The sequence below is a fragment of the Alkalihalobacillus pseudalcaliphilus genome, assembly GCF_028610675.1.
Taxonomy (GTDB): Bacteria; Bacillota; Bacilli; order Bacillales; family Bacillaceae_D; genus Alkalihalobacillus; species Alkalihalobacillus pseudalcaliphilus.
This window is the reverse complement of the sequence record NZ_JAQQWS010000011.1, coordinates 1-12790: the sequence shown is the minus strand read 5'-3', so window position 1 is coordinate 12790 and position 12790 is coordinate 1. Positions and strand designations below refer to the sequence as shown.

Annotated in this window: 11 protein-coding genes and 1 tRNA gene; 6 read left to right on the top strand and 6 right to left on the bottom strand. The window is 37.3% G+C overall.

Annotated features, from left to right (window positions below):
- Positions 1-153: 153 nt before the first annotated feature.
- The 6 genes from PQ479_RS17625 (at position 154) to PQ479_RS17600 (ending at position 4432) form a co-directional block, all read left to right on the top strand.
- On the top strand, positions 154-564 hold the full coding sequence (locus tag PQ479_RS17625; protein WP_047987410.1) for a YugN-like family protein: 411 nt from the start codon (positions 154-156) through the stop codon (positions 562-564).
- Between the two features lie 110 nt (positions 565-674).
- Complete coding sequence (locus PQ479_RS17620) at positions 675-1046, top strand: hypothetical protein (protein WP_273717129.1); 372 nt, start codon at positions 675-677, stop codon at positions 1044-1046.
- 102 nt (positions 1047-1148) lie between these two features.
- Entirely contained in the window at positions 1149-1913 is a 765-nt protein-coding gene (locus PQ479_RS17615) for an ABC transporter ATP-binding protein (protein ID WP_047987412.1), read from the top strand.
- Positions 1903-3825 carry an ABC transporter permease gene (locus tag PQ479_RS17610; RefSeq protein ID WP_047987413.1) on the top strand — a complete coding sequence of 641 codons (1923 nt, stop codon included), beginning with the start codon at positions 1903-1905 and terminating at the stop codon, positions 3823-3825. Before PQ479_RS17615 ends, PQ479_RS17610 begins: the two co-directional genes overlap by 11 nt.
- 298 nt (positions 3826-4123) lie before the next feature.
- Positions 4124-4285, top strand: a complete 162-nt coding sequence (locus tag PQ479_RS17605; RefSeq protein ID WP_273717128.1) for a hypothetical protein — start codon at positions 4124-4126, stop codon at positions 4283-4285.
- A gap of 74 nt (positions 4286-4359) precedes the next feature.
- Positions 4360-4432, top strand: a tRNA-Ala gene (locus PQ479_RS17600).
- 543 nt (positions 4433-4975) lie between these two features.
- On the opposite strand, the gene PQ479_RS17595 is transcribed toward PQ479_RS17600, so the two are convergent.
- The 6 genes from PQ479_RS17595 to PQ479_RS17570 form a co-directional block, all read right to left on the bottom strand.
- Entirely contained in the window at positions 4976-5296 is a 321-nt protein-coding gene (locus PQ479_RS17595; protein WP_047987414.1) for a YxeA family protein, read from the bottom strand.
- Between the two features lie 16 nt (positions 5297-5312).
- Positions 5313-7235 carry an FtsX-like permease family protein gene (locus PQ479_RS17590; protein WP_047987415.1) on the bottom strand — a complete coding sequence of 641 codons (1923 nt, stop codon included), beginning with the start codon at positions 7233-7235 and terminating at the stop codon, positions 5313-5315.
- Positions 7232-8011, bottom strand: a complete 780-nt coding sequence (locus PQ479_RS17585) for an ABC transporter ATP-binding protein (RefSeq protein WP_047987416.1) — start codon at positions 8009-8011, stop codon at positions 7232-7234. Before PQ479_RS17585 ends, PQ479_RS17590 begins: the two co-directional genes overlap by 4 nt.
- A 164-nt stretch (positions 8012-8175) precedes the next feature.
- Positions 8176-9213: a sensor histidine kinase gene (locus tag PQ479_RS17580; protein WP_047987417.1), complete on the bottom strand. Its 1038-nt coding sequence runs from the start codon at positions 9211-9213 to the stop codon at positions 8176-8178.
- An 11-nt stretch (positions 9214-9224) separates the two neighbouring features.
- Positions 9225-9902: a response regulator transcription factor gene (locus tag PQ479_RS17575; protein WP_273717136.1), complete on the bottom strand. Its 678-nt coding sequence runs from the start codon at positions 9900-9902 to the stop codon at positions 9225-9227.
- Positions 9903-10402: 500 nt separating this feature from the next.
- Complete coding sequence (locus PQ479_RS17570; RefSeq protein WP_047987419.1) at positions 10403-12052, bottom strand: BCCT family transporter; 1650 nt, start codon at positions 12050-12052, stop codon at positions 10403-10405.
- Positions 12053-12790 lie beyond the last annotated feature (738 nt).

Here is a 12790-nt window from a genome sequence, read left to right as displayed (position 1 = left end):
CCTCGTGTTTAGGGCACGAGGTTTTTTCTAGCTGTGCAAATTGTCGCAAAAAGAGGGTGACGACAACAAAAAGTAAATAGAACATCGTGGAAGCATAATTAAAATAAGTGGTGGTATGCTAACGATAGCGATAACTTTGAAAGGGTGAAGGATATGTTAGCATTGCCAACTCGAATTGAAGGCCAACAATTCAAGCTGAAATATTTGGAGGATGAACTGAAGCCATTGGGGTATAGTATTGGTGGTAATTGGGATTATGATCATGGCTATTTTGACTATAAAATTGACCAGCAGGACCAATATATATTTTTAAGGCTTCCTTTTAAAGCGGTAGATGGTGATTTAGACCAGCGTGGAGTTTCTGTTGAATTAGGTCAGCCATTTTTATTAGCTCATGAATATCAAAGCGGAATAGACAATGATGATACACCAGGAAGTGGCGTGTTAGTAAGTTCTGTCAATCAATTCCAAGCACCGACCAACAAGGACGCAGAGGTTCCTTCCAAATACATGTCCGTTGCTCAAAATCTAATTTCGGAGCTTGAGTTAACATTATTGCATTAAAAAAACACCACTAAAGGTGTTTTTTTATTTTTATTTAATATTTATTTATTGAAAAACAATAAATATTGTTTTATGATAATACCTAATCATATTTTGATAGGAGTGGTTAGGTGAGCTTGACAATGGTTTTATCTTTAGTCGCTGTAATCGTGGTCATATCATGCGGTTTTATAGTGGTCTATACACTTGTCTCTGGAAAGCTTCCGGCTCAGAGACCGTACAATTGGACATTTATTTTCTTTTCAGCTTTACTGCTACATCTTTTGGCTTTTTTTAGTGGATTCTACGCAACACTGCCGACAAGTATTTCGGATTTGATTTTTATACCGATGTGGTGTTTACTGACGGGGCTTGGTGCTTTTATGAGTTATAAGGAGTTGTCCAATAATCGCCTTATTGCTATTGGAACATCTGCGATAACTATGATTTTGTTTCTGTTTACGTTTTTAGTAATAGTTGTAGCGGCATGTGATCCGATGTAAGACTCTGCAAAATACACAGAAAAGTCTTAAATATCAGTGAGGATTTAAGTGGATAACTGGTAAAATTTATGAAAGGACAGTTAAGGATGAGGGTGTGTCGGAATGAGAACTCTTGAAGTGGAAGACCTAGATAAAATCTATGGAGAGCAAGGTGAAGAACAGGCAACAAAAGCTTTGCATCAAGTCAGTTTAACTGTAAACAAGGGTGAGTTTGTTGCAATTATGGGTCCATCTGGGAGTGGAAAAACAACTTTACTCCATGTAATGAGTGGTATTGATGATGCAACATCAGGTACCGTCTTTATTAATGGAAAAGAACTAAGTGCGATGGGCAATGATGAATTAGCATTGTTTCGTAGGAGAGAATTAGGTTTCGTTTTTCAAGAGTTTCAATTAATTGATAGTCTTACCGTGAAAGAAAATATCATGTTGCCGATGATTTTAGAAAAGAAGCATGCGTTCGAGATAGAAGAAAGAACGGATCATATAGCGAAGCTCTTTGGGATTGAAATGATTCTAGATAAATATCCCTACCATATCTCAGGTGGACAAAAGCAAAGAACAGCAATTAGTAGAGCTTTAATGAATGAACCGGACATTATTTTTGCTGATGAACCGACAGGTAATCTTGATTCAAAATCCTCCGCGGTGATTATGGATTGCTTTGAGAAGGTCGTCAAACAATTGGGTACGACGGTTTTACTCGTTACTCATGATGTGTTTGCGGCTAGCTATTGTCAAAGAGTTGTCTTTATCAAAGACGGTGAAATTGATTCAGAGATTACTAGTCATGGAGAACGAAAGGAGTTTTTAGCAGCTATTATTGATAACCTTGCACGTCTAGGGGGCGGACACCATGTCTTTTAATCAAGTCGTTATGAAGATGGTTAGACATAATTATCAGAAATACCTCTTTTATTATTTGTGTAATAGCTTTATGGTGTTATTCTTTTTTCTGTTTGCTAGTTTGTTTCTGAATGAGCAAATACAAGCATTAACAGGTCCAGAGGCTAAGAGTATCTCCCTCATATTAGCATTGCCACTTGTTGCTATGGCCTTTTTCTCCATTTTTTTTATTCATTATGCCAACCAGTTATTTATGAAAAAAAGAAAAAAAGAGCTTGGTCTATTTGTCAGCTTAGGAATGACAAATCGCGATGTGTTCAAACTTGTTCTGATTGAACATGCACTTGTCGCTGTAGCATCGATTATGACGGGTCTTTTACTCGGAACAGCTACAGCCTATTTATTTTTTGTTAGCTTTATTCAAATGACAAAAATGGAAGATGTCTTTTTCCAGCTTCAGCCTTCCATGTATCTTACCGCTCTTATTGTATATCTTGTTATTTTTTCTCTGGCCGTTACAAGCTCGCTTTATTTCATTGCGAAAAAGAATATTATTGAGCATTTGCGTAGTGACCAAATAAAAGAGTCTCATGTTTTTCGTAGCCCTGCTTTAGGTGCACTTGGTTTCGTATTTATTGTGATATCGATTGTAGGTATGTACGGGGTCTATGCGAGTGGTGTAGGTGATTTTATTTACTTATGGGCGATGCTGACCTTTATAGGACTATATTTGGTATTTAATCAAGTGATGAGTCTAGTCATTCGATTTTCGAAAAAAAATAATGATTTTTATTATAAAAGGCTGATGATGATCTCAAGTCTAGATTATAAGTTTAAACAGCTAACGTCTGTGATGATGCTTGTGTCAATGATGATTATGATTACCGTCATTTATAGTACGGTGATGTTATCTCAAGCCAAAATGAATGAGACCAATCATTTTGAGCTTAATCCTTTTGATATTGCGTTTACCTATCAAGGTTCACCACCACATGATTGGTTGTACGGGTTAATCGAGGGTGAACAAAATGAGGTAACAGAGCATGAGTCGGTTTCTGTCTTTACGTATGAGAAGTTATCTAGTCAGTGGATAGATACATTTCGATTTATGAAGGAAAGCGATTTTTATCAATTAACGGGCATTAAACTAGATTTAGAAGAGCACGCTTATGTACTTTTTGTTAATGATCAGATTGATTTGAATCAAGAGGATATCAACTTCCAAGGTGACTTTACGATGGAGGGTGATGGGGAAAACTTTCAATTTGTGAAGCAAGACGAATATGCGGGGCGTGTATTAAACTTTTTCTATGAGCTTTATGTGGTGAATGAAAAGACATTTAATGAATTGGTCAGAGGATTTGATGGTGAGGTCGTCCACGTACATATGTTAAATGTTGACGACTGGCAGGAGACGGCAGTAGGGGCCAAGCAGTTGGAAGCGCACTTAGAAAAGCGCAGGCAAAATGGGGAACCATCGGAACTATCAGATAGGAGTAATTCTGATTTATATATGATTCAGGCAAAATCAATCAACGATACAAGCACTACGGATCAGTTAACCTTTATGGTCGTTGCCTGTCTGAGTGTGATCTTTTTCATTGCCTCGTTTATGTTACTTTATTTGAATATTCTTTATGAGGCTGATCGTGAAAAGAATAAGTACGAGAAATTAAAACTAGTTGGCATGACAGGGACAGAATTAAAAAGAGCTGTACGAAGTGAATTACGAATTATCTTTTTTACACCCACTGCTGTGGGCCTCATACTAGCCTTCTTATATGTAACAGCGATGGTTTATGATATGGGTGGCTTTTTCCGAACACCTATCGTGAGTTCTTACTTTTTTGCGATTTCGTTTGGCTATTTAGCGGTGCAATACTTATTTTATATCAATGTAAAGAGAAAATTGTATCGTGTACTTGTGGGGTAAAAGAATCTTCAAAGAAAACAAAAGCGAATTATATAAAAACAGGAAACAAAACTGTAGATTTTACGGAAGATTTATCTGCAACTTCTTTAGAGGAAGGTACTCAGATTTTTTCTGTCATTGATCGTAGTGATTGGTTTGATAGGATAGGAGTCATAGGTGCGAGAAGCTTTCCTATTAAGGTTGAAATGAGAAAAGTTTAATCATGGTATCCACTCTATATAAACCCCGTTAAGTCGACTTGGATTTAAAAAGCGATATCTGCTACAATGGTTTAAGTGCGAACGGGGAGGAAAAGTTGATGGTTGATGCAATTGTTTTTGGTTTTACAGTTTTTGTAGGGTGGACATTATTTGATTTTGTGAAAGAAAAGAAATTAAAAAAAGAACTTATTTTAGCCTCGGCCTTTATAGGGGTCATTGCGGCATTGGCTTGGTGGGGGCTCGGCTTGCTTTTAGGTTAAATTAATAGTTGCACAAAAGGCTCAAAACTTCTATAATAATTTTGTACATAACATTGCATCTAGATGCAACATACGGGGCATTAGCTCAGCTGGGAGAGCGCTTCGCTGGCAGCGAAGAGGTCAGCGGTTCGAGCCCGCTATGCTCCATCATACGCAACACCAATCATGACGTGGGATTTCGGCTTTTCGGAATCTCGCGTTATTTAATTGTTCTTACAATAAATTCAAGGTAGTACTAAAGAGTGGAGTGATTCTGTCAACTATCAAAGTAGAGTATTGGTTAATTTTTATGTACTTTGGTCATCTCTCGTGATGGGTATTACCGATTTCTTTACTGGGGTCTTCAAAAGTGTTTTTATTGATTGCTGTATGGATGGATGATCATGGGTTTCTTTTGAATTGTAATCAAGACACTAAGTATTACATTCTAACAGACTATCTTTCATATAATGATTAAAGTGGTTTAGAATATGAGTGAAGCAACAATTAGAAAGTGTTTTGAATGTTTTAAAGAGGAAAAAAGTTCAAAAAGGAAATTAAAAAGTAATAGTAGCAAGAGTATGTGATATAAGAAAGTCGATTCCTGAGAGAAGTCGACTTTCTAATAGTGAGCATATAAAGTTTTAAGTGGTGAGTGTTTTACTAGTAAAATGAGTTGTCATGTTTAAAACACCTTACTAGTCATATCTTCTAAGGCATGTCATCCTCACTTATCAATGTATATTCTATCGCGTACATTCCTTTTGCGAGCACTCTTATGAATGTACCTGGTTCGAGCTGTGTACTGGTGCTAAATACGACACGTTTTGTTTCTTTGTTTTCGTTTATTCCTTTCAAATCATACGTGAATCTTCCGTTATCGTCTTTAGGTTCATCTTCATCTTGAACTTCCACATAAATATAGTCTTCGGAAATGAATGGGTTGAATCGGTCGAATGTCTCGCGAAAAAGAACGTAAAGGCTTCCTATGATTACAATAAGAATGAGAATGGAGATTATCGCTTTTTTCATATACAGATATTCCTTTCTATAAAGCACTTTTGACAATGCTTCTGTAGTATTGGATGGTGAGTGCTGCAAAGACTAAGTAGATGATGATATAGGCTGCCATACTAATGATAATGGGCGTGAGCATACTTGCAGCGATGAGAACAGAACCGACGTTTAGAGCAAAAGCAGCGTGAATTAAGCCAATTCCTAACGGGATTAAAAAAACAAACAGCTGTTTACGGATAATGCCTTTCATGATATCGTTCACTTGAAATCCAAGTTGTCGCAAAGTCTTATAATGTGTTTTTTCTTGTTCTGCCTCTGTCATTTGTTTGAAATATAAAATACTTCCTGTTGAAAGGATAAAAACAAAACCTAAAATACCAGCGATGAAAATGAGCAGGCCGAATGTTTGTCGAGATTCCTCGTAAGCGGTATAAAAGTCAGTGATATACATGTCATCGTCTACATTCATTAGAAAAATGCTAGAGGCAATATCTGATTGTTCGGTATCCAAGACATGAAACACATCAAAGCTCAAAGTTTCTTTATATTCATTTTCCTGAATGTTGTTTTTCATACTTTCAAAGGTCTCATGAGAAACAAGTAATTGTTCACCATAAAATCTGTAATTCATTACATTGTCAAGCAAAAATTGAGAGACTATCAGCTGATTTGTTTCATTGTCTGATGCGTACTGTACGTCTTTGGGGAAGGAAATGTCGTTTCCTTCGATAATGGCCCGCGTATTATAATAGATGGCTTCACCAAATGGAGGACTCTGAACGTCTAAGCCTGCCTCCACTAACTGAGTGGCTGAGAAAAGCATAAAGGTTCTGTGACGATTATCTGCAGTTGAATCCTGCTCCACCCATGCACCGTCAAATCGGATCGCATCTAGTTGGTAATGCTCAAAATCAATTTGTTCTGCTTCTAACATGTTTGATATGACAGTGGCTTCCTCTTGCATGTTTTCCACGGCAAAATCAAAGGGCATCGCCAATCTCACATCGTTTTCGGTCGAATAGTATAAGGAATAGGAAAGTGAAATCATCGTAATCGTCATCGCAGATAATACCGTTATTAAGGTTAATGAATTGGCGTGACCTTTCATTCTATGCATTAATGGTGCTATCGAAAGGCTATTATACAAGCCAAGATTTCCATTTTTCTTTTTACGAAAGACATATAAGAGCCAGCTTATGGTCGTATGGAAGACTAAATAGGTTCCGAGTATGGTACTGACTAGGACTGCTAACATGAGGAACATCAGTAAATCGGCATGGTCTACGATTAAAGTAGACACATAATAACCAAATCCTATTAGACCTAATCCTGTGAACCCTAAAATGCCGCTAACGATACTTGGACGTTTGACAAAGTGATCATGTTGATTATTTGCTTGAAATAATTGTAGGAGTGTACTTCGATAAACCGTGATCATAATTTGTAACGATGTCGCAGCAATCAGGCAAGCAAAAACAGCCATAGTCTGAATAACTGCTTGACCAGAAAAAGTTAGACCAATCATAGCTTCTAATCCTATAAGATTCATAAACAGCAAAAGAAAAAGTCGTGCTAGTACAGCTCCAACTAGCATGCCAATTAATAAAGCTCCTAGACCAAGAATCGTATGTTCTAAGATGAGTACTCTAGCGACCCAAGCCTTGGATAAGCCTATTAATTGATACATGCCTATTTCTTGACTACGCCGTCTAATGAAAATGTTTGTAGCATACATCGTGAACACAATGGTAATCAGAATGAGTAAAATTCCTGCCACTTGAAAGCTTGTTGCAAAGTTCATGCTAGCTTGATTCATCTCGATAATCATCGGATCATTTTGTAGAGTGGAAAAGATAAAATACAAACTGATGCTGAAAATCATCGCGAAGAAATAAAGGTAATACATTTTGATGTTTTTTCGCATACTGCGGATCACTAATTTCCGTGTGTTCATTTTTGGTTGCCTCCTCCAAGAACGGCTTGCATATCAAGAATATCCTTAAAGAAGGCTTCTCTCGTTTTCTCTCCCCGGTATAATTCAGAAAAAATTCTTCCATCTTTTAGAAAGACGACACGGTTGCAATAGCTAGAGGCCAAAGGGTCATGGGTAACCATCACGATAGTGACTTGCCGCGATTGATTAATGTCATGTAAATTTTCTAATAAATTGGAGGCTGCTTTTGAATCAAGGGCACCAGTAGGCTCATCAGCAAATACAAGTGATGGTGAATGAATTAACGCTCTAGCTGCAGAGGTTCTTTGTTTCTGACCGCCCGAAATTTCAGAAGGGTACTTATTCGCTAGTTCCTTAATTCCTAACATCTCTGCGATGGCGTTAAATTCTTCCACCGCCTGACTTTTACTTATTTTTGTTAGTGAGACAGGTAACAATATATTTTCTTTTACCGTTAATGTATCGAGTAAATTATAGTCCTGAAAAATGAATCCTAAATGCTGGCGGCGTACATTCGAAAGCTGGCTGTCTTTCATGCTCGAAATTTCATGATCATGTATAAAAATTTGACCATCTGAGGCACGATCAATTGTTGCCAGCGTATTTAGAAGAGTCGTTTTACCTGAACCTGAAGGTCCCATGATACCCACAAATTCACCTTCCATGACACGAAGGTCTATACCATTTAAGACTTTTTGAACATGGCCCTTGGAACCATAGGATTTACTTACACCTTCAGCATTTAAAATGGTTTTAAGTTTCTTTTGATTCATCATTCCGTACACTCCTATCTTGTTTGTATACACATAGTATAGTTCTGTTTCAATTCTAGGTCGTACGCTTTACATGATAAAATGACGTTTAATGTGATATTTTTGTCACCTAGGCAAATAAAAAGTAGGCAGACAATGAATAAGGCCTGACTACTTTTTTCGTAATTTTATAACATGGATCGTCTAATCTGTTCAAATGAATTCGTTCGAGTAAAACTCATGGAAACGGATGTGCCATCACCTATAGCCGAAGTAACATGAAGTTGAATATGTAACTTCTTGCTTATTTCTCGAGCAAGGTAAAGCCCCATTCCGGTAGCGTTATGTTGAATGCGTCCGTTTTCTCCTGTAAAGCCTCGGTCAAAAATTCGGGGGAGATCATGTGCTTGAATACCAGGTCCCTGATCTGTCACATTTACAAAAACGGAATCGTTATCATCTGAATGAATATGAATGACAATTGTTCCATTTGCCGGGCTGTATTTAATGGCATTTGTGAGAAGTTGACGCATGACAAACCCGCACCACTTTTTATCCGTATATACGGTAATTTTTGTGTTTCCTGATAGCTCCACCGCTAGATTTTTTTCCATACACCAGGTAGCTAGCTGACGAATTTCTTCTTTTAACAAAGCGTCTACTTCTAGCTTCTCTGGCAACAGGTCCGCGTCTAAAGTGGCTAATCGTGACATATAAAGCTGCTGGTCAAGTAAGATATGTAACTTTAGCCAATTGGTTTGAAGCCTTTGAGCTAACTCATTCGACGGGTAAGCATCAATGGTTATTTTCATCGCCGTAAGTGGCGTTTTCATTTCGTGCACCCAGGAAGCAAGATCATTATGGCCCATCTGTTGAGAGAAGTGGTCCTCACGACGTTTGTTTTGCTCTTGCTCATCAATGGATTGAAAAATTTTATATAAGTAATGGTCAGGAAACGATTGATTTGGAGGTGGTATGCTTTGAAACCAATCATCGCTTAGGTCGTTAAAAACGGTAAGCAAAGATTTATAATAGGCGGTTTCTTTTTTGTACCTCCAAACAAAAAAAATAATACAGACTGTTAGGAACAGCCCATTTAAATAAATCATTGAAAGGGACTCAACACGAATGCCTGCATCAATTAGGATGAGCGTGTTTGTTAATAGAAGGAGTGTCGCCAGGAGACCGAGCCAACTTTTTTTGTAAACTAGATAATCAATGACCAATTTTGACCCTCCTATAGTGTAATGGACATGTATCCAAGCCCTTTTTTTGTGACGATTGCATCGGCTAATTGAAGAGCGGAAAGCTTTTGGCGTAGCCGTGTAATGTTAGCAGTTAATGTATTGTCATTTATAAATTGATCATCATCCCAAAGTATTCTCATCAATTCGTGACGTGAAACAATCTCATTATTTGATTTTATTAATATTGAAAGAATAAAAAATTCATTTTTAGTTAGTTCTATCGTTGTTCCATCTTTATGGATTTCTCCTTTTTTTAAGTCGATCATCGCTTGATTCCATTCAATCACATCAGCTGAAGCTTCTTCATATGTATACGTTCTCCGTAGAATCGCCCTAATTTTGGCGAGAAGAACATCCATATGAAAAGGTTTTTGGACGTAATCGTCTGCCCCTAAATTCATGGCCATCACGATATCCATCGGATGATCTCTTGAGGAGAGAAAGAGGATGGGTACTTTTGAAATAGCACGTATTTCTCTGCACCAATGGAAGCCATCAAATTTAGGGAGCTGTATATCAATGATGACTAAGTGGGGGCGATTTGCTACAAAGGCCTCCATAACCAAAGAAAAATCGCTTGGACTACTTACCTGATATGACCACTGGCTTAATCCTTCATTTAACGCCTCTAAAATAAGGGGGTCATCTTCAATAATAAAGATATTCATGTTCAAGTTGTGTCCTCCTTCCTTTATGCAGATCGATTCTTCCTTATTAAGATTAGGAATCTAAAGGTTCTCAATATGATTGTTGGCGATGTGATGTGAACTGGGCTTCGCCATATGGGTTTTGTATGTGTATAGTATTTATGAGGAATATTAATAGGTTTAAAGGCTATTTTGGGCTTTTGGTTACATGGTAGTGAGTAACAAAACCGAATTTTGTCATTTTATCTTAAAATACGAGAAGCTTAGTGTTTGATGGAAGGATCATTGTTAAGCTCTATTTCGTTAGTCAATTTTACAATACATAAAAAGGATAGCCTATTCGCAACAAATTGGTCAAGTTTGCCAACAATACATTTTATAAGTGAAGGTCGTTTCAACTACTCCCAATATTGCTTAGTATTGATGTAATCCAAGCGATAAAAAGGGCGAATGTCTTCAACAGTTATATAGCTCTCCTCGAAAAATAGAACCTACCCAAAGGGAAGGTTCTATGACAAGCTTTAACGTTCATGGTTTGTTTGGTCTTTCATTGCCTCATCTACAATTTCTTCAGGCATCGTAGATTCGAATTCCTCTTTCATCACTTTTAATTCTTCTTTGGATTCTTCTTGATATGGCTTTCCCCACTCTTTGTGTTTTAATTCTAAGCGTAGAATATCGTATTCACTACTCAGGGCTTTTAACAATGAGACCATCATTAAGATGACAACGAAGGTAAAAGGGAAAGCAGCGATTAACATGGCCATTTCTAATGCTTGTAACCCGCCTGAAAGTAAAAGAACAGATGCAGTCCCTGAAAGAATTAATCCCCATATTACCTTGACTTTTACTTGAGGATTTAATCGTCCGCCTGTTGTTAGCATACCAAGCACGAATGTAGCGGAATCGGCTGATGTGATAAAGAATGATGATATTAACAAAATAGCAATTCCGAGTATTAAGGGACTAAATGGGTATTGCTCTAAGAAAGCGAATAAGGCCACTTCATTTCCTTGGTCAAGTATGATTTGATATAAAGCTCCAGAATAAGCATTGTCTAAATCAATACCTGCTATTCCAAAAATAGCAAACCATAGGGCACTAAATACTACTGGAACAGCCATGACACCCAATACAAATTCTCTTATTGTTCTTCCACGTGAGACACGGGCAATAAATGTCCCGACAAATGTAGACCACCCAATCCACCATGACCAGTAGAAAAGCGTCCAATCATTGAGAAATTCTCTTTCCCCTGTAAATGTATTCATTCCTAAAGTCATACTAGGTAAATTCTGGAGATAGTTACCTACTGTAGTAGTAAAGCCTTCAAAAATTCGAACAGGTGAACTAAGTGCAAACACAAACAGCATGAGTGCGACGGCAATAATGATATTAGCCCAGCTCAAGTAACGAATCCCTTTATCTAAACCGCTCATGGCAGATAAAATAAATAATACGGTAACAATAGCAATGACAATCATAGTCATGGTCGTATTGTTTTCAAATCCATTATATGTATAACTTAGACCAGCTGTTATTTGTGATGCCCCCAGTCCCAGTGATGTTGCAATACCGAAAATCGTGACAAAAACGGCTAAAATATCTACACTGAAACCTAATGTTCCATTCGTTCTTTTACCAAGAATAGGAGTTAAAGCTGAGCTTATTAAAGCAGGTGCATGGTGTCTAAATTTAAAATAAGCTAATGTCAATGCGACAATTGCGTAAGTTGCCCATGGGTGAAATCCCCAATGGAATAAGGTGTAACGCAATGACTCTTCAGCAGCAGCCATAGACATCGGGTTCGCTGAGGGTGGATTGTGATAATGTGTTAAAGGCTCGGAAACTCCGAAGAAGACAAGGCCAACTCCCATACCTGCTGTAAATAGAAAAGCAAACCACGTGAAGTAACTATATTCTGGCTTCTCATCTGGCCTTCCTAAACGAATACGACCAAATGGGCCAACTATAAGAAAAATGGCTAATAATACAAACAAAGTTGTTGCAATAATATATACCCAACCAAAATAACTTGCTAAAAAGCTATCAATAGTCCCGAGAACAGACTCTACATTGGAAGGAAATAAGATTCCCCACAAAATAAATATACTTGCAATTCCTAATGAAACCCAAAATACAATGGATAAACTGCTTTTACTAGTTTTCATGATTGCCTCTTCAGTTTAAAAAACTCAGAGTTCACACCTTTCGTCTTTAAATATTTTCTTTCATTTTCTCAACTATAGTATGACAAAACACCACTATATTCATTCAAACATGTCTGGTAATTTGCTCAGAGTCATCTCATTATCGAACGCTCCTTTATCCAAAAGTCAAAGGGTACATTCTAGAATGAATTTAAGTTGACGTCAACCTAAAAAGTTACACAGACATCAGGATTAATCCCACCTAAACTACCATCAAACGAATGGATAAACTGTTTTATAATTAAATGATTTGTAGTAGGTATAAGGGGCTTGCTCATTTGTTTATATTTCTTGAGCACCTTTGTCCAAGATTGGGGCATAAAAAACTCGCAAGGAATGGATTTTCAATTCTTCCACAAACGCCTTTATCAACGGCTTATCGATTAGAGTAAAGAATTTAGGTGGCGTTAAGCCTACAAAAATAATCCACCAAATAGCTAGAGAAGCTTTCGGTGGAGTAACTTAATTGAGTTATACAATAAATTTCTTAATAAAACCCGCATGGCGAAGCCTCATACACTTCGCCACCAACAAATATGAAAGTCATCTCTCGCCAACTTAACGATTAATTAAGTTTTGTACAGATACTGACTAAAACCTTGGAATAACTACACGAAGAGAAGGTTAATGTGAAGATACAGAGGCCAAACCTTGGAGTAACTGCACAAAGAGAGGGTTAATGTGAAGATACAGAGGCCA

Coding starts and splice junctions, on each gene's coding strand:
- PQ479_RS17625 (WP_047987410.1), top strand. CDS start 154: ATGTTAGCATTGCCAACTCGAATTGAAGGCCAACAATTCAAGCTGAAA.
- PQ479_RS17615 (WP_047987412.1), top strand. CDS start 1,149: ATGAGAACTCTTGAAGTGGAAGACCTAGATAAAATCTATGGAGAGCAA.
- PQ479_RS17610 (WP_047987413.1), top strand. CDS start 1,903: ATGTCTTTTAATCAAGTCGTTATGAAGATGGTTAGACATAATTATCAG.
- PQ479_RS17605 (WP_273717128.1), top strand. CDS start 4,124: ATGGTTGATGCAATTGTTTTTGGTTTTACAGTTTTTGTAGGGTGGACA.
- PQ479_RS17595 (WP_047987414.1), bottom strand. CDS start 5,296: ATGAAAAAAGCGATAATCTCCATTCTCATTCTTATTGTAATCATAGGA.
- PQ479_RS17590 (WP_047987415.1), bottom strand. CDS start 7,235: ATGAACACACGGAAATTAGTGATCCGCAGTATGCGAAAAAACATCAAA.
- PQ479_RS17585 (WP_047987416.1), bottom strand. CDS start 8,011: ATGATGAATCAAAAGAAACTTAAAACCATTTTAAATGCTGAAGGTGTA.
- PQ479_RS17575 (WP_273717136.1), bottom strand. CDS start 9,902: ATGAATATCTTTATTATTGAAGATGACCCCCTTATTTTAGAGGCGTTA.
- PQ479_RS17570 (WP_047987419.1), bottom strand. CDS start 12,052: ATGAAAACTAGTAAAAGCAGTTTATCCATTGTATTTTGGGTTTCATTA.